Origin of the sequence: Streptomyces sp. NPDC051684, assembly GCF_044453445.1 — a bacterium.
Lineage (GTDB): Bacteria > Actinomycetota > Actinomycetes > Streptomycetales > Streptomycetaceae > Streptomyces.
In genome coordinates this window covers 182,975-205,185 of sequence record NZ_JBITCS010000005.1, presented here as the reverse complement: position 1 = coordinate 205,185, position 22,211 = coordinate 182,975, and the positions used below count along the sequence as shown (strand labels likewise).

At 72.5% G+C, this 22,211-nt stretch carries 20 protein-coding genes and 2 pseudogenes; 5 read left to right on the top strand and 17 right to left on the bottom strand.

The window, feature by feature from the left end; translation table 11 throughout:
* Nucleotides 1-40: 40 nt before the first annotated feature.
* The 8 genes and pseudogenes from ACIA8D_RS08555 to ACIA8D_RS08520 all read right to left on the bottom strand — a co-directional run bounded on the left by ACIA8D_RS08555 (nt 41) and on the right by ACIA8D_RS08520 (nt 6,978).
* Nucleotides 41-694: an endonuclease gene (locus ACIA8D_RS08555; RefSeq protein WP_399230000.1), complete on the bottom strand. Its 654-nt coding sequence runs from the start codon at nt 692-694 to the stop codon at nt 41-43.
* Entirely contained in the window at nt 691-1,695 is a 1,005-nt protein-coding gene (gene ligD / locus ACIA8D_RS08550) for a non-homologous end-joining DNA ligase (protein ID WP_399229998.1), read from the bottom strand. The genes ACIA8D_RS08555 and ligD overlap by 4 nt, the downstream gene beginning before the upstream one ends.
* A pseudogene (locus ACIA8D_RS08545) lies at nt 1,692-2,132 on the bottom strand (DNA polymerase ligase N-terminal domain-containing protein); the annotation flags it as partial. The gene ligD and the pseudogene ACIA8D_RS08545, both read right to left, overlap by 4 nt.
* Before the next feature lie 127 nt (nt 2,133-2,259).
* Nucleotides 2,260-2,976, bottom strand: a complete 717-nt coding sequence (locus ACIA8D_RS08540; RefSeq protein WP_399229996.1) for an MIP family channel protein — start codon at nt 2,974-2,976, stop codon at nt 2,260-2,262.
* Nucleotides 2,977-3,093: 117 nt separating this feature from the next.
* Nucleotides 3,094-3,651: a helix-turn-helix domain-containing protein gene (locus ACIA8D_RS08535; protein WP_399229994.1), complete on the bottom strand. Its 558-nt coding sequence runs from the start codon at nt 3,649-3,651 to the stop codon at nt 3,094-3,096.
* The gene (locus tag ACIA8D_RS08530) at nt 3,648-5,054 is read right to left on the bottom strand and encodes an MFS transporter (RefSeq protein ID WP_399229993.1); all 1,407 of its coding nucleotides are present in this window, start codon (nt 5,052-5,054) and stop codon (nt 3,648-3,650) included. The genes ACIA8D_RS08535 and ACIA8D_RS08530 overlap by 4 nt, the downstream gene beginning before the upstream one ends.
* 171 nt (nt 5,055-5,225) lie before the next feature.
* Nucleotides 5,226-6,308, bottom strand: a complete 1,083-nt coding sequence (locus ACIA8D_RS08525; RefSeq protein WP_399229991.1) for a sensor histidine kinase — start codon at nt 6,306-6,308, stop codon at nt 5,226-5,228.
* On the bottom strand, nt 6,301-6,978 hold the full coding sequence (locus ACIA8D_RS08520) for a response regulator transcription factor (RefSeq protein WP_399229990.1): 678 nt from the start codon (nt 6,976-6,978) through the stop codon (nt 6,301-6,303). The genes ACIA8D_RS08525 and ACIA8D_RS08520 overlap by 8 nt, the downstream gene beginning before the upstream one ends.
* A gap of 87 nt (nt 6,979-7,065) precedes the next feature.
* Between ACIA8D_RS08520 and ACIA8D_RS08515 the strand changes: the two genes are divergently transcribed.
* Both ACIA8D_RS08515 and ACIA8D_RS08510 read left to right on the top strand, forming a co-directional pair.
* Nucleotides 7,066-7,734 (top strand): M15 family metallopeptidase, encoded by a 669-nt coding sequence (locus tag ACIA8D_RS08515; RefSeq protein WP_399229988.1) that lies wholly within the window; start codon nt 7,066-7,068, stop codon nt 7,732-7,734.
* Nucleotides 7,644-8,753, top strand: a complete 1,110-nt coding sequence (locus ACIA8D_RS08510) for an endonuclease/exonuclease/phosphatase family protein (RefSeq protein ID WP_399229986.1) — start codon at nt 7,644-7,646, stop codon at nt 8,751-8,753. Before ACIA8D_RS08515 ends, ACIA8D_RS08510 begins: the two co-directional genes overlap by 91 nt.
* Here ACIA8D_RS08510 and ACIA8D_RS08505 read toward each other — a convergent pair.
* Nucleotides 8,743-9,676: pseudogene (locus tag ACIA8D_RS08505) on the bottom strand (isocitrate/isopropylmalate family dehydrogenase); the annotation flags it as partial. The gene ACIA8D_RS08510 and the pseudogene ACIA8D_RS08505 overlap by 11 nt on opposite strands.
* Nucleotides 9,677-9,772: 96 nt before the next feature.
* The gene (locus tag ACIA8D_RS08500; RefSeq protein ID WP_399229984.1) at nt 9,773-10,351 is read right to left on the bottom strand and encodes a helix-turn-helix domain-containing protein; all 579 of its coding nucleotides are present in this window, start codon (nt 10,349-10,351) and stop codon (nt 9,773-9,775) included.
* Nucleotides 10,352-10,497: 146 nt separating this feature from the next.
* On the opposite strand from ACIA8D_RS08500, the gene ACIA8D_RS08495 reads away from it, so the two are divergent.
* Both ACIA8D_RS08495 and ACIA8D_RS08490 read left to right on the top strand, forming a co-directional pair.
* The gene (locus ACIA8D_RS08495) at nt 10,498-11,334 is read left to right on the top strand and encodes an EamA family transporter (protein WP_399229983.1); all 837 of its coding nucleotides are present in this window, start codon (nt 10,498-10,500) and stop codon (nt 11,332-11,334) included.
* Between the two features lie 40 nt (nt 11,335-11,374).
* Complete coding sequence (locus ACIA8D_RS08490) at nt 11,375-12,070, top strand: B3/4 domain-containing protein (protein ID WP_399229981.1); 696 nt, start codon at nt 11,375-11,377, stop codon at nt 12,068-12,070.
* Here ACIA8D_RS08490 and ACIA8D_RS08485 read toward each other — a convergent pair.
* The 3 genes from ACIA8D_RS08485 to ACIA8D_RS08475 form a co-directional block, all read right to left on the bottom strand.
* Nucleotides 12,058-12,990: a formylglycine-generating enzyme family protein gene (locus ACIA8D_RS08485; RefSeq protein WP_399229979.1), complete on the bottom strand. Its 933-nt coding sequence runs from the start codon at nt 12,988-12,990 to the stop codon at nt 12,058-12,060. The two genes, ACIA8D_RS08490 and ACIA8D_RS08485, sit on opposite strands and share 13 nt — an antisense overlap.
* Nucleotides 12,987-14,465: a sulfatase-like hydrolase/transferase gene (locus ACIA8D_RS08480; RefSeq protein ID WP_399230185.1), complete on the bottom strand. Its 1,479-nt coding sequence runs from the start codon at nt 14,463-14,465 to the stop codon at nt 12,987-12,989. The genes ACIA8D_RS08485 and ACIA8D_RS08480 overlap by 4 nt, the downstream gene beginning before the upstream one ends.
* 62 nt (nt 14,466-14,527) lie before the next feature.
* Nucleotides 14,528-15,766 carry an ROK family protein gene (locus tag ACIA8D_RS08475; protein ID WP_399229977.1) on the bottom strand — a complete coding sequence of 413 codons (1,239 nt, stop codon included), beginning with the start codon at nt 15,764-15,766 and terminating at the stop codon, nt 14,528-14,530.
* A 135-nt stretch (nt 15,767-15,901) separates the two neighbouring features.
* On the opposite strand from ACIA8D_RS08475, the gene ACIA8D_RS08470 reads away from it, so the two are divergent.
* A complete protein-coding gene (locus ACIA8D_RS08470) occupies nt 15,902-17,284 on the top strand; it encodes a sugar porter family MFS transporter (RefSeq protein WP_399229975.1) in 1,383 nt (460 codons plus the stop codon).
* Between the two features lie 24 nt (nt 17,285-17,308).
* Here ACIA8D_RS08470 and ACIA8D_RS08465 read toward each other — a convergent pair whose 3' ends face one another.
* The 4 genes from ACIA8D_RS08465 to ACIA8D_RS08450 are packed head-to-tail and all read right to left on the bottom strand — an operon-like array spanning nt 17,309 to nt 22,189.
* Entirely contained in the window at nt 17,309-18,490 is a 1,182-nt protein-coding gene (locus tag ACIA8D_RS08465) for a damage-control phosphatase ARMT1 family protein (protein WP_399229973.1), read from the bottom strand.
* A 38-nt stretch (nt 18,491-18,528) separates the two neighbouring features.
* On the bottom strand, nt 18,529-19,563 hold the full coding sequence (locus ACIA8D_RS08460; protein ID WP_399229971.1) for a LacI family DNA-binding transcriptional regulator: 1,035 nt from the start codon (nt 19,561-19,563) through the stop codon (nt 18,529-18,531).
* Between the two features lie 29 nt (nt 19,564-19,592).
* Entirely contained in the window at nt 19,593-20,522 is a 930-nt protein-coding gene (locus tag ACIA8D_RS08455) for an ROK family protein (protein WP_399229970.1), read from the bottom strand.
* On the bottom strand, nt 20,519-22,189 hold the full coding sequence (locus ACIA8D_RS08450; protein WP_399229968.1) for a class I mannose-6-phosphate isomerase: 1,671 nt from the start codon (nt 22,187-22,189) through the stop codon (nt 20,519-20,521). The genes ACIA8D_RS08455 and ACIA8D_RS08450 overlap by 4 nt, the downstream gene beginning before the upstream one ends.
* Nucleotides 22,190-22,211 lie beyond the last annotated feature (22 nt).

The window sequence follows — 22,211 nt, the reverse complement described above, 5'->3', positions numbered from 1 at the left end:
TACAAGCTTGTATCTATGCCCTCCTGTCCGTTCTCAGGACTCAGGCCGCCCGCTCCAGGCAGACCTCCACCACGTGTTTGTCGAGCGCCGCCCGCACCAGGGCCGCGGACAGTTCGGCGCGCGGGGTGTCGCCGACGAGGCGGGTCAGGGTGGTGGGGTTCTTCGGGAGACCCAGGCGTTCCGCACCCTGGAGGGTCTTGGCGTCCAGGAACGGGGCGTACTCCGGCCAGACGTCCTGGACCTCGCGCAGGAAGATGCTCGCTCCGGTCGGGCCGAGGCCGGGGGTTCTCCGGAGCAGGGCGCGCATCTGTGACTCGTCGCCGTCCGCCTGCTCGCGCATGGTGCGCAGGTCGCCGTTCCAGTCGTCGAGCAGCATGCGGGCGCCGTCGCCGAGTTGGGTGGCGGTGCGTTCGTCGTAGCGGCGGTAGCCGCCCTCCCCCAGCGCGTCGACGCGCTGCTGCCATGTCGCTTCGGCCATGGCGCGCGGGTCGCGCAGGCCCGCGTCGTACAGGGCGCGGGTCGTGGCCACCGCGACCGAGGCCCGGATGCGGGCGCTGAGCAGGCTCGCGAGGACGAGTGTGCGGTACAGGGGTTGTGGGGTGTTCTTGAGGCGGATGCCCGCCTCGGCGGCGTAGGTCCTCCCTTCGCGGTCGAGGAGGGTGCGCAGCACCTTCTTGTCGTCGGCCGTGGTCACGTGTGCTCCCTGACGACGCCGGTCGGGTCCTTGTCGTCCCGCAGTCCCTGGTAGCGGGGGTGGCGCAGCATGCCGTCGCGGGTCCATTCGGAGAACTCGATCTGGGCGACGAGCCGTGGGCGCGCCCAGTGCGCGGTGCGTTCGGCGACGCGGTCGGTGAACGGCGAGCGCGGTTGGTGGAGTTCGTCGAGGCGTGCGCGCAGGGCGAGGAGGGTGCGACGGTCGAAGCCGGTGCCGACCTTGCCCGCGTAGCGCAGCCGGTCGCCCTCGTAGTAGCCGATCAGCAAGGCGCCGATGCCCTCCCTGCTGCCGGTGGGCTCGGTGAAGCCGCCGACGACGAACTCCTGGCCGTGGGCGCACTTCAGCTTCAGCCAGTCGCCGGAGCGGCGCGGCTGGTACGTGCTGTCGGCCCGCTTGGCGATGAGTCCCTCCCAACCGCGCGCGCAGGCATCGGCGAGGAGTTCGGCGCCGCCCTCGTTGCGGTGGGTGCTGAAGCGGAGGGGATCGGTGAAGGTGAGGGCCTGGCGGAGCAGGGACTTACGGGTGCGCAGGGGCAGTCGGCGGACGTCGGCGCCGTCGACGCGCAGCAGGTCGAACACGTAGTACTTCACCGCCACGGTGCTCGCCGCGACGTCCCGGGGTCTGGTCAGGCCCATGCGCTGCTGGAGGCGGGAGAAGTCGGTGCGGCCGTGGGCGTACGCGACGATCTCGCCGTCGAGGGTGAAGTCCGCGGCATCCTGCGCGTCGAGGGCCTCGACGATCTCGGGGTAGGTGGCGTCGAGGCGGCGGCCCGAGCGGGAGCGGATCGTGGTGCGGCCGTTCTCGCGGACGGCGAGGACCCGGATGCCGTCCAGTTTCCGTTCGAAGATCCAGCCCTTCGCGAACTCGCGGCGGTCGGTGAGCGTCGCGAGCATCGGGGAGGCCGCGAGTTCCACGCCGGGCACCGCGTCTCGGACCCGCTTCTCCAGTGCGGGCGGGAGGGTGTCGAGGAGGCCGGTCATGCGGCGTCGCCGTCCTCGGCCTCCTCCGCGACCTGGCGCAGGGTGCGGCCGCTTTGGGCCGAGCGGGCGCGCCGGGGGTCGGGGGTGCCGCCGCTGCCGCCCGTTCCCTTGCGCACGAGGAGCCAGGTGGGTTTGTCGTCGCGGCCCTCGAAGCGGGTGAGCGCGTAGCGGCCGCGGAGTTTCGCGCCGTGCAGATCGAACGTGGCGTGGCCGTTCTCCAGCGCCTCGTCGAACGGCACGGTCCGGTTCTTCTTGTCGTGGGCGACCGGGCTGTAGGTGCCCCGGTCCCAGACGATGACGGTGCCGCCGCCGTACTCGTCGTGCGGGATCACCCCTTCGAAGTCGCGGTAGTCGAGGGGGTGGTCCTCAGTGGGGAGGGCGAGCCGCTTGTCGTGGGGGTCGGTGGAGGGCCCCTTCGGGCCTCGGTAGGTCCGCAGCCGGTCCTTCCCGCTCACGGCCGCTCCCTTCGGTCGGGGCCGTTGCTCCTGCTCGGCCCGGGCCGGGTACCCGTGATCGTCACGGGCACACGGCCGCGGTGCTCGCTCAGAGCCTGTTCACAGGCTCTCAGGCCGCTGACGCCTCGTCGGCGATGGTGCGCTCCTCGCCCGAGGGGTGGGTGAGCTGGTGGACGAGGGCCGCGAGCACGCCGCCGACGAGCGGCGCCACGATGAACAGCCAGAGCTGGGACAGCGCGTCGCCACCGGCGAAGATCGCCGGGCCGAGGCTGCGCGCCGGGTTGACGGACGTCCCCGTGAGCGGGATGCCGACGAGGTGGATCACGGCGAGGGCGATGCCGATGGGCAGTCCGTCGAAGCCGACCACGGCCACGCGGTGGGTCACGGCGAGCACCACGAACACGAGGAGGAACGTGAGCACGACCTCGGCGAGGAACGCGCCGCCGACGTTGATGTGCACGTCGGAGCGGTCGCCGTAGCCGTTGGAGCCGAACGCCCCCTTGGTCTGGAGGCCCGGCACCTGCTTGGCGAGCAGAAACAGCAGGGCCGCGCCGACGATGCCGCCGACGAACTGGGCGATCCAGTAGCGGATGGCGGTCGCCACGTCGATGCGGCGGGCGACGAGCATGCCCAGCGTCACGGCCGGGTTGACGTGGCAGCCGGAGATCGGGCCGAGGGCGTACGCCAGGGCGAGCAGCGTGAAGCCGAAGGCGAGGGCGATGCCGAGGGTGCCGATGAACTGGGCTCCCAGGACTGCTGATCCGACGGCGAAGAACACCAGCAGCAACGTGCCGAGGAATTCCGAAACGAGAGCTCTCGTCTGCATCTCCTGCATCTCCACCACCTCGAAAGTACGGTCAGTTACTTGCGAGGCTCACGCGCCTTGGCGGTCGGCGCAGAGCGAGGCGGTTTGAATACCGCCATCCGGGTGAAAGGCGCGGGGTCAACGGTCGCCCCACGCCTCCAGGAGTACGTCGACGATCGTGTCGAGGTCGGCGTCCGCCAGGTCGTCGAAGGCGCCGGAGTGCCGGGCGAGTAGGACGCCCGCGACGGAGGCGACCAGGACGTCGGCGCGCAGTCCGGGCCGGTCGCGGCCCTCGCGGGTGAAACGGGCGCGCAGCGGCTCGACGAGCCGGGCCTGGAGGGCGGCGCGGGCGGCGTCCTGCGCGGCCTGGTCGCTGGAGGGCTGCACGGCTACGCGCAGCAGCGGCACGGGACCGCGCCGCTCGGCGCGGTCGGCGACCTCGCGCAGGCGGGGCCCGGTGAGGAGGTCGTCCGGCGCGGCGTCGCCGTGTTCGGCGCGCAGCACCTCCACGTAGAGCAGCGCCTTGCTGCCGAAGTAGCGGGAGATGAGGGCGGCGTCGACGCCGGCCCGTTCGCCGATCTCGCGGATGGTGGTGCGGTCGTAGCCGCGCTCGGAGAACAGTTCGGTGGCCGCGCGCAGCAGCGCCTCGCGGCTGCGGGCGCTGCTGCGGCGCCGGTCGGGTGCCTCGCCGGTCATGTACGGCTCGGTTCGGTGCGGGCCTCGGGGGCGCCGCCCGCCGCGACGAGGGAGGGCCGCGGTCGGGCGCCGCCGCGGGTGAGGGCGACGGCGATGACACCGGTGGCGAGGAACGCGGCGCAGCCGACGAGTCCCGCGTTGCGGTAGCCGTCGTCGGTGGGGAGCGTGGCGCCCGGGGCCGTGGAGGCCTGGAGGACGACGGCGCTGAGCGCGCTGCCGGTCGAGTAGCCGATGTACTTCACGACCTGATTGAAACTCATCGCGCTGCCGGTCTCCGCCGCGGGCACGCCGCCGACGATGAGTCCTGGCGTGACGGCGAAGGTGACGCCCACGCCGAGTCCGGCGAGCGCCATCATCGCGCCGATGCCCCAGAGGCTGGAGCGGGCGAGCAGGAAGCAGACGAGCGAGCCGAGCGAGAGCAGGCAGCCGAGCGGCAGCATCCGGGCGGGCGTCGCGGCCCGGCCCATCGCCCGCACCAGGCGCCCGGTGACCAGGCTGGCCGCGGAGAACGGCACGAGCAGCAGTCCGGTGACGACGATGGAGGCGCCGAAGCCGTAGCCGCCGGACTCGGGGGTCTGCACGTACCGGGTCACCAGGGAGATCAGCAGGTAGGTGCCGACGCCGCCGACCATGGTGGTCAGGTTGGCGACGAGGACGCCCCGGTCCTTGACCAGGCGGACCCGTACGAGGGGGTGCGTGGAGCGCGCCGAGTGCGCGATCCACCCGGTCAGGAGGACCACCGCCGCGACCGCGAGGGCCAGCAGCCGCGCGGACAGCCACCCCCACCGCTCCCCCTCGGCGAGTGCGAGGAGCAGCGCCGCCATGCCGCCGGCGAGCAGCAGCGCGCCGGGCACGTCCATCGGGGTGCTGGGCCGGTGCGGCGGCTTGGGCACGACGACGAGCGCGGCGAGGAACGCGGCGGCGGCCGTGGCGAGCGCGAACCAGAATCCGGCGTACATGCCGAGGTACTCCGCGAAGAGTCCGGTGATCGGGTAGCCGAGGCCGATGCCCGCCGCGGTGGTCAGCGACAGGGTGGTCACCGCGCTCCGTGCCTTCTCGGGCGGCAGCGCGTCGCGCGCGGTGGCGATGGCCAGCGGCACGAGCCCCATGCCGACGCCCTGCAGCGCCCGGCCCGCGAGGAGGCAGGCGAACCCGAGCGGCAGCGCCGCGAGCAGGCTGCCGACGAAGACGGCGGCGAGTCCGCCGAGGATGACGCGCTTGCGGTGCGGACCGTCGCCGAGCCGTCCCATGACGGGGGTCGCGATGGCGCCGACCAGCATGGTGACCGTCAGCGCCCACTGCGCGGTGGAGACGGCGACGTGGTCCTCGGCGGCGATGGTGGGGATCAGCGGCGCGCCGAGGCTGCTGACGACGGCCACCAGCATTCCGAGGCTGACCAGCACCGGCACGAGGGCGCGGGGGTGGCGGAGCGGCGGAGCGCTGGGCGCGGGCACTGATATGGAGGGCTGCAAGGTCTTCCCATTCATGTCATCAAGCGATGTCATCGAATGATGACACGGTGACCTGGGGTTCTTGACCGTTACTGGCCCTCGGGACGGCTTCGGTGGCCGACCTCACATGCCGGTGGCCGGGAGTTCCACGGTGACGCGCAGGCCGCCGGAGGGACGCAGGGTGAGGGTGAGCGTGCCGTCGTGGGCGCGGGTGATGGAGCGGACGATGGCGAGGCCGAGGCCGACGCCGGGGTGGTCGCCCCGGATGCGTTCGGTGCCGCGCTGGAAGGGTTCGGTGAGGGTGGCGACCAGATCGGGGGGCAGCGACTCGCCGGTGTTCTCGACCGTGAGCACCGCCGCGCCGGGGCGGACGCCTGTGGTGATCCACACGGTGCCCCGCTCGGGCACGTTGTGGACGATCGCGTTGTGCACGAGGTTCGTGGCCAGTTGCAGCAGGAGCGGCTGCGATCCGGACGCGCGGGCGATGTCGCCGCGGGTTTCGAGGGCGACGCCGCTCTTCTCCGCCAGCGGGAGGAGCGTTTCGACGGCCTCCTCCGCCAGGAGGGACAGGTCGACGTCCTCGCGGGTGAAGGCGCGCTGCTCGGCGCGGCTGAGCAGGAGCAGGGCCTCGGTGAGATCGATCGCCCGCGTGTTGACGGTGCTGAGCCGGTCGACGAGTTCGCCGATGTCGCGGTCTGGGTCGGCGCGGGCCACGTCGAGGAGCGACTTCGAGACGGCGAGCGGGGTGCGCAGTTCGTGGGAGGCGTTGGCGGCGAAGCGCCGCTGTTCGGCGACGTGGGCCTCCAGTTCGGTGAGCATCATGTCGAAGGCGTCGGCCAGTTCACGGAATTCGTCGCTCCGGCCCTCCAGGCCGATGCGGTGGGAGAGCGAGCCGTGCGCGGCGGCGCGGGTGGCGTCCGTGATGCGGTGCAGCGGGGCGAGCATGCGTCCGGCGAGGAACCATCCTCCCGCGAGGCCGAACACCAGGAGGAACAGCATGACCCAGGCCGCCAGCGGGGCGAACCCGCGCACGAAGGTGGTGCCCGGAGTCGCTCGCCATGCCCCCTGTCCGTTGGTTTGCAGCCACCCCTCGCTCACGAGGAAGAACCCCACGGCGGCAAGCAGCAGGCCACCGGCGACCATGAGGAACGCGGCGTAGCTCAGGGTCAGCTTGAGGCGGACGCTCGCGCCGGGCTCCCTATCCATCGCGCTCCTCCCGCTCCTCGATGCGGTAGCCGACGCCCGGCACGGTGGCGATGATCCAGGGTTCACCGAGCCGCTTGCGCAGGGCGGAGACGGTGATGCGGACGGCGTTGGTGAACGGGTCGGCGTGCGCGTCCCACGCCCGTTCCAGGAGCTCCTCGGCGCTGACGACGCCCCCCTCGGCGGCCACGAGGACTTCGAGCACGGCGAACTGTTTCCTGGTCAGCGCGACGAAACGGCCGTTGCGGTAGACCTCCCTGCGGAACGGGTCGAGGCGTACGCCCGCGATCTCCCGCACGGGCGGCCGACTGTGGCCGCGCCTGCGGTCGAGCGCCCGGAGCCTGAGCACGAGTTCCTGGAGCTCGAACGGCTTCGTCAGGTAGTCGTCGGCGCCGAGTTCGAACCCCGAGGCCTTGTCGTCGATGCGGTCGGCCGCGGTCAGCATGAGGATCGGCATGCCACTGCCGGAGGCCACGATGCGCCCCGCGATCGCGTCGCCGGAGGGCCCGGGGATGTCTCGGTCGAGGACGGCGATGTCATAGGTGTTGACGCTCAGCAGCTCCCAGGCGGTGTCCCCGTCCCCCGCGATGTCGGCGGCGATCGCCTCCAGGCGCAGCCCGTCGCGCACGGCCTCCGCCAGGTACCGCTCGTCCTCGACTATCAGCACTCGCATGACCTTCACGCTACGAGTCGGCGTGTATCGGCGGCATATCGAAAAGCGCAGACGTTCTGGCAACATCGCGCTGCCTTGACTGGCGGCATGACTCACACTCCCACGGCCCGACCGAAGCATCTGTCGCTCCTCGCCATCGGCCTCGTCGTCGTCGCGGCCGTGGTCGCCACGGTCCTCGGCCTCCAGTCGCCCCGGTCCTCGTCGGCCTCGCCGCCGGCGAAGGCTCCCCCGACGCCGACACACTCGTCGGACTCGGCGCCGGCTCCCATGGAGTCGCGGCAGCGCGGCGGGCAGAACGCGGTGGGCGAGGCCGACGGCGTGGTCCCCGACGGCGTGACGGTCTTCGACGACACGACCCCGGCCGTCGGCGAGCTCGACCCGGACCTGCTCAAGGCCCTGCGCCGGGCGGCGACGGACGCCTCTGGCAAGGGACTCACGTTCTACGTCAACAGCGGCTGGCGCTCCCCCGAGTACCAGAACCGGCTGCTCGACGAGGCGGTCTCCAAGTACGGCTCGGAGTCCGAGGCAGCCCAATGGGTGGCCACCGCCGACACCTCACCGCACGTGTCCGGCGACGCGGTCGACCTCGGACGCTCCGAGGCGACGACGTGGCTGTCCGAGCACGGCGCCGCGTACGGGCTCTGCCAGATCTACGGCAACGAGCCATGGCACTACGAACTCCGGCCCGAGGCCGCCTATCACGGCTGCCCGGCCCCCTATGCCGACCCCACCGAGGACCCGAGGATGCGGAAGTGACCGACAGCAAGCGCGTACGGACGATCCGGTCGATCCGCGCCCTCTCCCGCCCCGGCCCCTGGAAGCGCGGCCGGGTGCTCGCGGGCCTCGCCCTGTTGCTCGGGCTGCTTCTGCTGCTGCACGCGCACGTCACGGACCGCGGGGGCCTCGGCAGCCTGCTGGACACCTTCCTGCCGTGGTTCGGCCTGCTCGTGCCGGTGCTGCTGGTCGGGGCGCTGTGGCGGCGCTCGGCGTCCGCGGTGGTGGCGGTGCTGCTGCCGGCCGTGGTGTGGACGGGGCTGTTCGGCGGCGTCCTCGGCGACAAGGCGCACGCCGCCGACAGTGACCTCACCGTCGTCAGCCACAACGTCGGCGCCGGCAACCGCGATCCGGCGGGCACGGCCCACGCCCTGGCGGCCTCCGGAGCCGATGTGCTCGCGCTCGAGGAGATCACGGCGCAGGCCCGGGGCACGTACGAGAAGGAGCTGGCCGCGGCTTATCCGCATCACACGGTGCAGGGCACGGTCGGGCTGTGGAGCAGGCTGCCGTTGTCGGACACCGGACCGGTCGACCTCCAGCAGGACGTCGGACCGCTGGGTGCCGCCAAGTCGGCCGCCGAGAAGCTGCCCTCCAACCGGGCGCTGAGGGCCACGGTCACCACGGACCGGGGGCCGGTGGCGGTGTACGTGGCCCATCTGGGCTCGGTGCGCGTCATGCCCCGCGGCGGCTTCTGGACGGACAGCCGGGACCGCAACGCACAGGCCCTCGCGGACGCGATCGCCGCCGAGGACGGCGAGCGGGTGGTGCTGCTCGGCGACCTCAACGGCTCCACGGACGACCGCGCCCTCGCGGGCCTCACCTCGCAGTTGGACTCGGCCCAGGATGAGGCGGGGGACGGCTTCGGCTTCAGTTATCCGGCGGACTTCCCGGTGGTGCGCATCGACCAGATCCTGATCCGGGGCGTCACGGCGGACAGGTCCTGGGTACTGCCCGCGACAGGCAGCGACCACCGGCCGGTCGCGGCGGGGATCAGCTGGTAGGCGACGGCACGGCCAGGGCGTCGATCAGCGCCTTGGTGACCTCCTCCGTGGTGGCGGTGCCGCCGACGTCACGGGGGAGGACGCCGGCTCCGGTGACGGTCTCGATGGCCTTGTTGAGGCGCGCCGCCTCGTCGGGCAGGCCGAATTGCTCCAGCATCAGCGCGGCGCTGCCGACCGCGCCGATCGGGTTGGCGAGGCCCTGCCCGGCGATGTCGGGTGCCGAGCCGTGCACCGGCTCGAACATGCTCGGGAAGCGCCGCTCGGCGTTGAGGTTGGAGGCGACGACGACCGACAGGTCCTCGGGCTTGAGCACGAACTTCGCCGACATGGCGTCGACCAGGACGCTCTCGGTCTCCACGTCCGGGTACTCGGCGGCGGGCAGCACGGCGACGCCCACGCCGGTGAGCACGAGCGGGAGGATGGAGGTGCGGTGGTCGACGACGGCGACGATCTCGGTGTCCCCGCCGCGGGCGGTGATGTCGTCGACGATGCCGCGCATCAGGCTGCCGGGGCGGGAGGCGATCAGCTTGTGCCCGGCGAGGTCCTGGGGGTGCAGCACGGCGCCGTCGGCGAAGGGGCCGTCGGCGGCGCCCACGACGACGAACGGCTGCGCCTCCACGGGCAGCATGTCGATGCCGGGCGCGGTCACCGGCTTGTCGGCGCCGAGCCCCCAGTTCGCAGGCGCCGCTGCGGACCAGTTCGACGGTCTCCTCGGGGGTGAAGGCGGCGCGGGTGCTGATGGTGACGTCGGGGTGCAGCTGGGCGAAGCGGTGGATCAGCGTGGCCATGGGCTCGATGCCGGGTGAGGGCATGGTGGCCACTTCGACGGTTCCGCTGCCGGTTCCGGTCAGGGCGGCGGCCCGTTCGCGTACGGCGGCCAGGTCGCGCAGCACGCGGCGGCTCGGCTCCAGGAGTACGGCGCCGGGCCCGTCCGGCGCCGCCCCAACTACCGTGTCAGTGAAGCGGTTTGCGTGCGCGGAGGTCCACGACCAAAAATCGATGCCCCGGATAGGTGGTGCCTATGACCCCGGCGGCAGCTGCACGGTCATGATCAGGTGGCAGGTCGCGTCGCCCGTTCCCCGGTAGGAGTGCGCGGCGTCCCCGTCGAAGGTGGCGGTCTGCCCGGCGGCCACGGAGTGTTCGGCGCCGTCCACGACGAGGGTCATGCTGCCCTCGGTCACGCTGACGGTCTCCACCACTCCGGCCTGGTGGGGGTGGCTCGGGTACTCATCGCCCGGCTCCAGGCGCCAGCGCCACACCTCGACGGGCGACGGTCCCGTGGTGGTGAGCATGAGGCGGGCCTCGCCGCCCTGCTCCCCCGCCCACAGCGGCATCACGGCGTCCGCGGACACCACGCGCACGCGCCCGTCGGCCGGGCCCTCGAGGAGGGCTGACACCGAGACGCCGAGCGTGTCGGCGAGCCGCACCAGCGTGGCGAAGTTCGGATTGCCCTGGGCCTTCTCCAGGCCGACCAGGGCGCCCTTGCTCACGCCCGCCCGGCGGCCGAGCTCGTCCAGGGAGAGGCCCGCGCGGGCGCGGGCCGTCCTGACGTTGCGCGCGAGCGTGCGCAGGGCCGCCTCTGTCTCGGTCTCGGTCACCCGGCCACCTTCCACGGTCGTCATCAGCGGGTCAGTGGAATGTACCGCCCGGTCACTCGGTTGACACGTCACGGTCGTTTCGTTGTACGTTCTAGTCGTTCCACTGAATACTCCGAATGCCCCGCTTGATGACAAGGGACCGTTTCGTGATCGCTCTGCTGCTGGCCCTGGGCAGCTCCCTCGCCTACGGATGCGCCGACTTCCTCGGCGGTCTCGGCGCCCGCAAGGCCCATGTGCTGCGCACGGTGATGGTCGCCGCGCCCGCCAGTCTCGCCGTGGAGCTGCTGCTGTGGCCGTTCCTCGGCGCCTCGTTCTCGCCCGCCGCCGTGGGCTGGGGCGTGGCTTCCGGTGTCGCCTCGGCCGTCGCGTTCGCGCTGCTCTACAAGACCCTCGCCATCGGCCCGATGAACGTGCTGTCCCCGGTGACGGCGCTGGTGTCCGCGGCGCTGCCGGTCTCCGTGGGGCTGCTGCAGGGCGAGCACCTCGCCACGGCGGGGCTCGTCGGTCTGCCGCTCGCGCTCGTCGCCGTGGTCCTGGTCAGCGCCCGGAGCGGCGCGGGCTCGTCCCGCCCCTCGCGCACGGCACTGCTGCTCGCCCTCGGGGCGGGCGCCGCCATCGCGCTCCAGCTGGTCTGTCTGCACCAGGCGCCGTCGGACAGTGGCGTGGCGCCGCTGATCGTCGGCAGGGCGGTATCGTCGCTCGTCACGCTGGGCGCCGCGGGCGTCCTGCACAAGCGGCTCGGGGCGGAGAAGCCCGCGTACGGGATCTCCGCGGCCGCCGGTGTGCTCGACTCGCTCGCCAATCTGCTCTTCCTGCTGGCCGCGCGCAGCGGCGATCTCGCCGTCGTCGCCGTGATCACCGCGCTCTACCCGGCCGGTACGGTGCTGCTGGCACGCGGCGTGCTGGCGGAGCGCATCCACCGGGGGCAGCTGGTCGGCCTGGGCACGGCCGCCGTGGCCGTCAGCCTCCTCGCCCTCACCTGACCCCTCTCCCCCATCCCTCCCCCAGATACGGAGCAGCCCGATGCCCGCCTTCCACCTCACGTCCGCCGTCGCCGACGCCTTCCCCGACACCCTGATCGCCGTGGTCACGGCCACGGGACTGCGCGGCCACGAGCCCTGGCCCGCGACGGTCACGGCCCTCGACGACCTGGAGCGCGAGCTCGCCGACGGGTCCTGGCAGCCCGCCGACGAGTCCGACCCCCGCATCGAGGCGTGGCACACCGCGTACCGCGCCTTCGGCACCAACCCGCGCCGCATCCGGCCCAGCGTCGACGCGCTCGGCCGCCGCATGGCGAAGAAGGGCGCGCTGCCGCGCATCAACCCGGCGGTCGACTCCTACAACGTCGTCTCCGTACGCCACGGCCTGCCCGCCGGGGCCTTCGACCTCGACCACGTGACGGGTGACGTGGTCGACATCAGCTACGCCGACGGCACCGAGGAGTTCACCCCGCTCGGCGAGCCCGACACCGTCGAGCACCCCAAGCCCGGCGAGATCATCTACGCCGACGCCACCGGCGTCCTGACCCGCCACTGGAACCACCGCGACGCACACCGCACCTGCGTCACCGAGGACTCGACCCGGGTCGCGTTCCTGATGGAGACGGTGGCGGCGGAGCGCGACGGGCACCTGTTGAAGGCGGCGGCCGAGGAGTTGCGCGACCTGCTCGCGCCGCACGCGGAGCAGGTCACCGTGGAGTACGTGGCTCAGGCCGAGTAGACCACCCGGAACCCGGTGTTGCCCGACGTGCTGTCCGCGGTGTTCGAGGTGCGGGCGGCCACGCGGTAGCGGTTGCAGTACGAGTGGTGGCAGAGGTACGAGCCGCCGCGCATGACGCGGGTGTTCGGGTCGCCGCCCCGCTCCCACAGGTCGGCGTTCCACTCCCATACGTTGCCCGCGACGTTGTGGAGGCCGTAGCCGTTCGGCTGGAAGGCGTGGACGGGGGCGGTGCCCGCGTAGCCGTCCTCGGCGGTGTTCTTGGTGGGGAACGTGCCCTGCCAGATGTTGCACATGTGCTCGCCGCCGGGGGTCAGTTCGTCGCCCCAGGCGTAGCGGGCCTGGTCGAGGCCGCCGCGCGCCGCGTACTCCCACTCGGCCTCGGTGGGCAGCCGGCCGCCCGCCCACTTGGCGAAGGCGGCGGCGTCGGCCCAGCCGACATGGGTGACGGGGTGGTCCCAGCGGCCTTCGAGGTCGCTGCCGGGGCCCTCCGGTGTGCGCCAGGTCGCGCCCTCGACGCCGCACCACCACGGGGTGGCGTCCGGGCGCGGTGAGATCTTGCGCAGGTGGCCGGGCAGGAACTTGGCGAACACATAGCTCCAGCCGAAGCGTTCGGCCTCGGTGCGGTGTCCGGTCGCCTCGACGAACGCGGCGAAGCGGGCGGTGGTGACGGCGTACGCATCGATGGCGAAGGGCTTCACACGTACCTCGCGCACCGGGCCCTCCGCATCCCCGGGGTTGGCGTCCGCGTCCTCACTGCCCATGCGGAAGGTGCCGCCGGGCAGCTCGACGCGGGTGTCGTAGGCCGGTTGTTCGCGGGGTGCGAGCGTGAGCGCGACCGGTCCCGTGCCGGTCGCCTCCGGGCCGCCCTCGCGGGAGGGCGCGCAGCAGGAGGGGGCCGGGTCAGGAGTGCAGTCGCTCACGGGGCCACGCCCTCCGACTCGAACGCGGAAAGCGTCGTGTCGTAGTCGGTCGGCACGTCGTACATCGGCGTCATCCAGTGGTAGAAGTTGTCGCCGCGGTCGCGCAGCAGGTGGTACAGGCGGTGCATCAACTGCGTTCGCACGTCGTGCAGTTCCGGGTGTTCGTAGCGGTTCTGGAGCTCGTCCGGGTCGGCCCGGAGGTCGTACAGCTCGTTGTGGGACTCGGGGTTCACGACGAGCTTGTAGCGGCGGGTGCGCAGCATGCGCTGAGGGTACGGGAAGTGGTGGCCGTGGTACTCGGCGAGGTGGTGTTCGTCCCACTCGGGGTGCTCGCCGCGGGCGATGGGGAGCAGGCTGCGGCTGTCGACTGCCGGGGCGGCGTCGGCGCCGGCCAGTTCGAGGATCGTCGCCGTGTAGTCGGTCAGGGAGACGAACTCGTCACGGACCTGGCCGGCCGCGCCGCCGGGGACACGGAGCAGTCCGGGGATCCGGTAGATGTCCTCGTACATGGCGGGACCCTTGTCGTGCAGGCGGTGGGCGCCGGTGAACTCGCCGTGGTCGGCGGTGAAGCAGACGGCAGTGCGCTCGTCGAGGCCGAGGTCGCGGACGGCCCGCATGATGCGGCCGATCTGCTCGTCGATGAGGGTGACGTAGCCCCAGTAGGCGGCGATCAGCTTGCGGCTGGCGGCCAGCGGCATGGTGTCGAAGGCCCACAGCTTGCTGTAGTTGCTCTGCACGGGCGGCTTGTTCGCGAAGGTCTCGGCCATGGAGGCGGGCAGTTCGACGAGTTCGGGGTCGTACATGTCGAAGTACTCGTTCGGCAGGATGTACGGCAGGTGCGGGCCGAAGAAGTGGGTGGCGAGGAAGAACGGATTGCCCTCGCCGCCGCGCTCGTCCTCGGCGAAGCGGCGCAGCATCTCGATGGTGCGGGTGGCGAGGTAGTACTCGAAGGTGGCCTCGACGGGCTGGTGGAGGCGGGCCGCGAGGAGGTTGCCGGGGCTGCCGTTCGGGGTGGTGCCGCGCATCCGGTCGGATATCGCGTACTCGGGCAGGCCGCGCTCCTTGAGGTAGGCGAGGTAGTCGGGGTGGTCGACGGGGTTGTGCCAGCCCTCCAGGTTCGGGCCCTCGAAACCGTAGTCGGCGGCGGTGCGCTGGACGCCGCCGTGCCACTTGCCCATCAGGCCGAGGTTGTAGCCGTCGCCCTTCAGCTGCTCGGCGAAGGTGAACTGGCCGTCGGCGAGGTCCTCCAGATAACCCACGTTGCGCTCGTAGTTGGCGAGCAGCTTGTGCCGGAAGGGTGCCGCGCCGGTCAGCAGGCTGGCGCGGGCCGGGGTACAGATGGCGGTGGGTGTGTAGCAACTGTCGAAGCGGGTGCCCTCGGCGGCGATCCGGTCGAGGTTCGGGGTGCGCACGTGCGGATTGCCGTAGGCCCCGAGGGTGTCGACCCGGTGCTGGTCGGTCATCAGGAAGAGCATGTTGTGGCGCACGGCGGTGCCTTTCGGATCGTACGAGGGGGTGTCTCGGTTCAGGGCAGGTACTACGAGGCGTGGGTCGCGGCTTCCCCGGTGGACTCCGCGCCGGGCTCCGCGCCCAACGACGCCCCGGGCGACGCGGCGGCCACCGCGTCCGCCGTCGCGTACCCCGCGAGCAGCGGTGACTCGTGGAAGACGAGGGCGAGCGCGCCGAGCGCGCCGGAACGCTCCCCGAGCGCGGCCGGGACGAGTTCCACGCCGTCGTGGACGCGGGTCGCAGTGTAGCGGCGGAAGGCGTCCTCGACGGGGCGGAGGAAGTCGGCGCCGAGGTCCGCGACCTCGCCGCCGAGCACGATGCGGCGCGGGTTGGCGGTGCTGGACGCGGCGGCGAGCGCACGCCCGACGGCGAGCGCGGCGCGCTCGACGACGGCGCGCTCGGTGTCGGCTCCGGTCGCGAACGCCTCCGCGAACCTCTCCCAGCTGCGCCGCCCGGCCGCCCGCAGCAGCGCGGGCACCGCGGCCACCTGCTCCAGGCAGCCTTGCCCGCCGCACCAGCAGCGCGGCCCGTCGGCGTCGACGCTGATGTGTCCGATCTCGGCCGCGGCGCCCTGGGCGCCCCGGAAGAGCAGGCCGCCGGCGACGAGGCCGCCGCCGATGCCATAGGAGAGCGTGAGGTGCAGGGCGTCGCCCGCGCCGCGGGCCGCGCCCCAGATGGCCTCGCCGAGAGCGGCGAGGCGCGTGTTGTTGTCGGCGAGGACCGGCACGTCGAGGGCTTCGGAGACGGCGTCGGCGACGGTCTGCCGGCGGTCCGTGGTGTCTCCGGGGCCCGGTGTGCCGATGCCGACGCCGCCGAGTCCGGCGAGGTCGATGCCTTCGCGGGCAGCCAGTTCGCGCAGCAGGCCGAGCGCGGCGGGCGCCTGTTCACGGGCGCCGGAGCGCTGTGCTTGGTGGGTGCCCGCGAAAGCGGTCACCTCGTGCGCCGCGTTGGCGATGGCGACCGTGATGCGCTCGCGGCCCACCTCGATGCCGACCGCCTGGGCGGAGCGCGGGTTGAGCGTGAGCCGGTGCACCGGTCGGCCGCGGCCCGAGGGCGGCCCGGCGGGCTCCTCGGTGACGACGCCGTCGGCGAGCAGCCGCCCGACGATGGTGGAGAGCGTGGTCCGTGAGAGCCCCGTTGCGGCGCCCACGTCGGCCCTGCTGCTGGGGCCCTGCCTGCGCAGCACCTGGAGGACCCGCTCCACGTTCCCGAACCGCAACTGGCGCAGCACGGTGGGGTTCTTGTCCGCTGCGTTGACCACTGCCATGCGTCGGATATTCCCCCGTCCCGCGCATTTTCGTCAAGACTCACGACAGAAATCAAAACCGCTGGTCGTTACCCCTTGATTTTCGTCGGAGTGTTGACGCTAATGAGGCGGAGCCGACCAGCAAGGGAGCTCGTCATGCCTGCCGTCACCAGGACCTCGGTGTCCGACGCACCGAGCGCGGATGTCCGTTCACGCCGCACGCTTCTGCTCTATCTCTGCGGCGCCTTCGGCGGTCTGCTGTCCGGGTACGACATGGGGATCGTGGCGGGTGCCCAGCTGTTCCTCACCCGTGACCTGGGGCTGAGCGCCTGGATGCAGGGCGCGTTCGTCAGCTCGCTGATGATCGGCGCCATCGCCGGCTGCTTCGCGGCCGGGCCCGCCACGGACCGCTGGGGACGCCGCCCGGTCATGCTCGGCACGGCCGTGGTGTTCGGCGCGGGCGCGCTGGGCATGGCGGTGGCCACCGGCCCTTGGATCCTCATCGCCTTTCGGGTCATCACGGGTGTGGCCGTCGGCCTGTCCTCGTCCGTGATCCCCAGCTATCTCTCCGAGCTGGCCCCGACCGCCATCCGCGGGCGGGTGTCGACGCTCAACCAGATGATGATCGCGGTCGGCATCTTCGTCTCGTACCTCATCTCCTACCTGCTGTCCGACGCGGGCGCCTGGCGCTGGATGCTCGGGCTCGCGATCGTCCCCGCCGCCGTGCTGTTCGCCGGGATGTGGACGCAGCCGGAGACACCGCGCTGGCTCGTCGCGCACGGCCGCGAGGACGAGGCGCGCACCGTGCTCCTTCGCCTGCACACCGAGGAGGAGGCGGACGCGGAGCTCGCGGACATCCGTGCCGCCGCGCACGGCTCGCACGAGCGCCAGGGCCGTCTGCGGGAGCTGTTCGCCGACCGCCGGGTGCGGCGCGGTCTGTGCATCGCCGTCGCCATGGCGGTGATCCAGCAGATCATCGGCTCCAACACGATCGTCTTCTACGCGCCGACCATCCTGAAGGCGGCCGGTTTCGGGGACTCCGCGGCGTTGCTCAACAGCGTGGGGCTCGGTGTCCTGTCCATCGTCACGACCTTTGTGACGGGACGTCTGGTCGACCGGGTCGGACGCAAGCCGCTGCTGCTCACCGGGCTCGTCCTGATGATCGTGAGCATGAGCACGCTGTGCGCGGTGTTCTCGCTGGGGCTGCTGCACCAGACGCTCGGCCAGGTCGCGGCCGTCGCAAGCCTCGCCGTCTTCAAGGTGGCGTACTCGCTGAGCTGGGCGCCGCTGCTGTGGGTGATGCTGCCGGAGCTGTTCCCGCTACGGGTGCGCAGCGTCGGCGTGAGTGTCGGCTCGGGCACGAACTGGGCCGCGAACTTCGCCGTCTCGCTGGTCTTCCCCGTACTGCTCACGGCCGGGGCGGGCACCGCCTTCGCGCTCTTCGCGGGCATCTGCGTCCTCGCGTTCGCGTTCACGGTGACGTTCGTGCGGGAGACGGCGGGCCGTTCGCTGGAGACGCTGGAGCGGGCGGCGGCCTGACCCGTCACTGTCACCCGCGCGACCTCACATGCGCGCCTGTACGAGCGCGTGGGCGCCGCTGACCCGCCACTTCTGGTCCGGTTCGGCGGCGTCCAGCGCGTCTCGGGTGGCCGCCTCGATGCCCGTGATCACGTCGCACTTGAGGGTGCGCAGCGCGACCACGGGGGTCGGCCAGTACGTGGTCCGTTCGGCGAACGGCGTCGTGGGCTCCCACATACGGTCCCCCACCAGGCGCCGGTAGTTGAGGTCGCCCTTGAGCACGGTGAGGGTCGTCGCGGCGAACTCGGCGCGCAGGTCGTCGGGCATCTCGGCGTAGGGCAGCGGCGAGCAGGAGAAGGAGTGTGCGCGGAGAGTGATCCGGCCGTCGCCCAGCGCGGCCCAGACCCGGCCGCCGGCCTCGGCCGCCGCGCCGCCGGCCCGGTGCAACCGCCGCACACAGTCGACGACATCGGCCGTCATGGCGTCGGAGACGTAGTACGGATGCGGCTTGAGCTGCACGGTCACGCGCGCCACGCGCCCGTGCGCGAGCAGGTGGTCGACGAGCAGCAGGTCGGCGAGGAGTTCCCGCCCGGCGTTGTCCGCGACGAGGCTCACCCAGGCGCCACCGCCCCGCGGCAGCGCGGCCCACAGCGCCTCGGAGTCGTCGGCGACGAGCTGGGTGTCCGCGCCCGGTTCGGCGCCGTCGGCGGTGACGCGGAATCCGAGGTCGGCGCGGTTGCCCCACAGCGACCCGAGCAGCAGGCCGCGCTCCTGCTCGGCCAGGGACACCGAGGCGAGCCAGTCGACCGCGCCCAGCTCGGCGTCCGTCTCGGGGCTGCCGAGTTCGGCCCGCTTGAACGGCTGGAAGGGGTCGACGCCCCGCCAGACACCGTCGCCCTCACCGAAGTACCCGACGGCTCCGAGGAGTTGGCGGTAGAAGTAGCTCTCCGCCCACAGGAACGGCGCGTCGAACCACGACGACCCGAACCATTCGCTCCCCCACGCGTCCCAGCGCTCGCGGTCCTGCGCTCCCTCGCCCAGCGGCTCGATCACACCGTCCGCGGTGTTGCGCAGCAGCGCGTCCAGGGCGCGGTGCTGCGCGGGGCCGTACGGGAAGGCGGCACGCACCTTCTCGATGAGCGCGGGGTGCCGCTCGGCGAGCACGCTGCGGGCGAACGAGCCGGGCTCGTTGCCGTGGATGACGGGGGCCTGCGGGGTGTCGGGCATCGGCGGCGGATCCTTCGGGGTGGGGCGGGCCTTCGACCCTAGCCGTAGTGGACCAGGGTCGTGGGCACCACCGCGCGTCGCGCGGCGGCGGCCGGGCCGCCCTGTTTGCCGCGCTCCGCGGCCCGCTCGCCGAGCCGGGAGACGAGCAACCGGCCCGCCTCCTTGCCGAGTTCGTCGCTGTCGTACGCGGCGATGGTCAGCGGCAGCCCGAGCACGTCGGCGAGTTCGAAGTCGTCGAATCCCGCGAGCGCCGTGGGGGCTCCGGCGGCTCTGATGGCACGGAAGGCGCCGATGGTGTTGCGGTTGTTGGAGCAGAACAGCGCGGTCGGTGGCTCAAGAAGGGCCAGCAGGTCGGCGGCGGCGCGGGTCGCCTCGGCCGTCTGCTGCTGCCCGAGGCGCACGTAGTGCGGTTCGGGCTGGATGCCCGCTTCGGCGAGCGCGTCGGTGAAGCCGCGCAGGCGTTCCCCGCCCGTGTAGACGGCGGGTGGCGAGCCGAGGAAGCCGATGCGGCGGTGTCCCGCGCCAAGCAGTTCGCGGGTGACGGTGCGGGCTCCGCCGTGGTCGTCGACGAGGACGCAGTCGGCGTCGAAGCCGTTCGGCGGCCGGCTCGCGACGACGACGGGCACGCCACCGGCCGCGGCGGCGGCGAGGTGGCGCTGGTCGTCGTCGGCGGGCACCACGATGATGCCGTCGACGCGGCGGGCCACCAGGTCCTCGACGAGGTCGCGTTCGCGGTCGACGTCGTGTGCCGTGTTGCCGATGACGGTCTTGAGGCCGTGCCCGCCGACAACGGCGTCGACGCCGAGGGCGAGCCGGGAGTAGAAGGGGTTGGCGAGGTTGGTGACGACGAGTCCGACAAGGCCGGTGCCGCTGCCCAGGCGCAGACTGCGCGCCATCTCATTGCGGCGGTAGTCGAGTTCGGCCGCCGCCGCGCGCACCCGCTCCGCGGTGGCGGGCAGCACCTTGGGGTCGTCGCGCAGCACCCGCGAGACCGTCATGGCGCTGACCCGCGCCCGCTGTGCGACGTCCCGCACCGTGGGACGCGGGTCCTTGGCGGCGCCGGACGTGCCCAATGTTTCCCCCTTGCCGGTCCGGGTGGCCGCTACCACCCCGGCTCTCTACGGTTCGTGTCCCGGGCCGCGACCGCGCGCGCCGCGCCCAGCAGCGCCGCGTCGCCGGCGAGGGCGGCGGGGCGCATCGCACGAGTATGCCGCGTGGGAGGCCGCCCGTTCACGTCGGCCGCGTCGGGTGTCCAGCCGCCTTTGGCGAGACCGGTGTGCAGGGCGGGTGCGACCAGGTCCCAGGATCCGGCCATCGAGCCGCCGACGAAGAGGGCGGTCGCCTCGAACGCGGCGAGGCGCGGGCCGAGGACGGCGCCGAGTGTCCCGAACGCCTCGTCGAGGACGCGTCGGGCGGGCCGCTCGCCCGCGCGGGCCCGTTCGGCGATGTCGCGCACGTCCGCGCCCGGGTCGCCGTACCGGGCCAGGAGGGCGCGGCGGGACACGGACTCCTCCAGCGGTGCGCCGTCGACGGTGGTCAGGTCCATGCGTCCCTCGGGCGGCACCCCGGGGCCGTGATAGAGGATGCGGCCGTCCGCGAGGAAGGCCGAGCCGACGCCCGTGCCGAGGGTGATGCCCACTACGCGGGTGTGTCCGACGGCGGCTCCCGTCGAGCACTCCCCCAGCAGGAACGCGTGCGCGTCGTTGAGGAAGACGATCCGGCCCGGTCGCCGTGCCATGCCCGCGAACAGCGCGGCCCGCACGTCCACCCCGTACAGCGCCTCGAACTTGCCGACGCCCGCGAAGAGTCCGATGCCGCGCGCGTAGTCGAAGGGGCCGGGCAGAGCCACGCCCCATACGGCCCCCGCCGGGGCATCGAGCGCGTCGGCGCAGCGGCACACCGCGCCGAGGATGCCCTCGGCGCGGGCGCCCGGGTCGAGCGGCCGGTGGGTGCGCCGCTGGACCGCACCGTCGGCCGGGGCGACGAGGCCGGCGGTGACATGGGTGCCGCCGACCTCGATGACCGGGATCACCGGACGAGCGCCTTCACGACCCGTACGGGACCTGCGCCGGCGGCGCGCAGCCGGTACTGGCCGACGGCCGCGGGCACGGTGAGTGTCTCGGCGTGGGCCAGCTCGTGGGTGTCACCGGCCTCGGTGTGCAGGGTCACGCCGGCGCCGTCCACCACGTTCAGTACGTGGAAGCGCCCGGCGGTGTCGTCCTGCGCCTCGGCGCCCGGTTCGAGCACGTACCTGCGCACCTCGTAGAACATCTCGTCCAGCGCGCCGAGCAGCTCCTCGCGCCAGCCGTCCCCCTCGCGCAGGGTGCGTGGTTCCTGTACGAGGTCGCGGGCGACGGCCTCGCCGCGGCGTGCGGTGTCCAGGTTGGCGAAGCCGTGCTCGTACGGGAGGGGACGGGGGTTGCCGTCGGTGTCGGGCCTGAGCCAGTCGTAGAAGCGCAGGCTGTACAGGTACGGGGTGGCGCTGATCTCCAGGACCAGGTTGCCGGCGCCGCTTGCGTGCGGGGTACCCGCGGGGATGAGGAACAACTGGCCCTGTTCGGCGGGGAAGGCGTGGACGTGGTCCTCGACCTCCATGGGTGTGCCCTGTCCTGCCGCCGCCTCGACCTGTTTGCGGAAGGCGTCGACGTCGGTGTCCTCGCGCAGGCCGAGGAACACCTTGGTGTCGGGGCTCCCGATGGTCATGTAGTACGTCTCGTGCTGGGTGTAGTGCCAGCCGAACTTCTCGCGCATGTACGTCTCTTGGGGGTGGCAGTGCAGCGAGAGGTTGCCGCCCCCGACGGTGTCGAGGTAGTCGAAGCGGATGGGGAACGAGGTGCCGAAGCGGGCGTGTGCCTCCTCGCCGAGGACCCGGTCCGGCTCCAGTGCGCACATCAGTTGGAACGGCACCTCGACCTGCGCCTCGGGGCCGGTCCCGACGAGGATGCCCGCCTCGGGTGCGATGAGTTCGTAGCCGAGCGCCGTGTTGCGGGCGTCGGGGTTGAAGCCGAGTTCACTCTGTGCCCAATGGCCGCCCCAGGGCGTCGAGTTGAAGAACGGGCGGGTGCGGACCGGCCGGTGGGCCAGGGCGGTGCAGGTGGCGCGCAGGCCGCGGCCGTCGAGCCAGCCCGGGTGGGCGGGGTCCTGGAGGTCGAGCCAGCCGTCGACGCGGGGGGCGAGGGTGTCGCGGTGCCGGTCGAGCATGGGCCAGTCGGTGTAGAACAGCCGCCTCAGGTCCGGCTTCTCGTCCGGGAGGCCGAGGTTGCTGCCCGGGGCGCCCGCGACCGTGGCGGCCTCCGCGTACCGCTTGGGCACGTCGGCGTACCAGAGCAGGTCGTGCTCGACGAGCGCGGCGCCCGGCCCGTACACGACGAGGATTCCCTCGGTGGGGACTTGGGGTGTGGGCACGGTGTCGAAGAGGTCGTCGAGCGGGTTCTCGGCGAGCCTGCGGAAGTAGGGGTCGTCCGCGCCCTCCGGGTGGCCGACGCGGGCGCGGATCCGCGCCGGGGGTGCGTAGTGGCTCCGTACGTCGAGCAGTGTCGCACCCGTCAGGTGTGCGGCGAGCGCGTCCCAGTCGGCGGACGGCGGCCCGTCGATCGCCAATACGGCGGAACCTGACGGGAGTTGTGCCGCCACCCGCCTCCAGCCGGCGGTGAGGACGGCGTCGGGAGCGGGGGCGTAACGCGGGTCGTGCCGGTACACAGAGTCTCCTTTACGCAGGGGT

Coding starts and splice junctions, on each gene's coding strand:
- ACIA8D_RS08490 (WP_399229981.1), top strand. CDS start 11,375: ATGCCCGCCTTCCACCTCACGTCCGCCGTCGCCGACGCCTTCCCCGAC.
- ligD (WP_399229998.1), bottom strand. CDS start 1,695: ATGACCGGCCTCCTCGACACCCTCCCGCCCGCACTGGAGAAGCGGGTC.
- ACIA8D_RS08465 (WP_399229973.1), bottom strand. CDS start 18,490: ATGCCCGACACCCCGCAGGCCCCCGTCATCCACGGCAACGAGCCCGGC.
- ACIA8D_RS08540 (WP_399229996.1), bottom strand. CDS start 2,976: ATGCAGACGAGAGCTCTCGTTTCGGAATTCCTCGGCACGTTGCTGCTG.
- ACIA8D_RS08535 (WP_399229994.1), bottom strand. CDS start 3,651: ATGACCGGCGAGGCACCCGACCGGCGCCGCAGCAGCGCCCGCAGCCGC.
- ACIA8D_RS08480 (WP_399230185.1), bottom strand. CDS start 14,465: ATGCTCTTCCTGATGACCGACCAGCACCGGGTCGACACCCTCGGGGCC.
- ACIA8D_RS08520 (WP_399229990.1), bottom strand. CDS start 6,978: ATGCGAGTGCTGATAGTCGAGGACGAGCGGTACCTGGCGGAGGCCGTG.
- ACIA8D_RS08470 (WP_399229975.1), top strand. CDS start 15,902: ATGCCTGCCGTCACCAGGACCTCGGTGTCCGACGCACCGAGCGCGGAT.
- ACIA8D_RS08475 (WP_399229977.1), bottom strand. CDS start 15,766: ATGGCAGTGGTCAACGCAGCGGACAAGAACCCCACCGTGCTGCGCCAG.
- ACIA8D_RS08510 (WP_399229986.1), top strand. CDS start 7,644: ATGGCACTACGAACTCCGGCCCGAGGCCGCCTATCACGGCTGCCCGGC.
- ACIA8D_RS08515 (WP_399229988.1), top strand. CDS start 7,066: ATGACTCACACTCCCACGGCCCGACCGAAGCATCTGTCGCTCCTCGCC.
- ACIA8D_RS08525 (WP_399229991.1), bottom strand. CDS start 6,308: ATGGATAGGGAGCCCGGCGCGAGCGTCCGCCTCAAGCTGACCCTGAGC.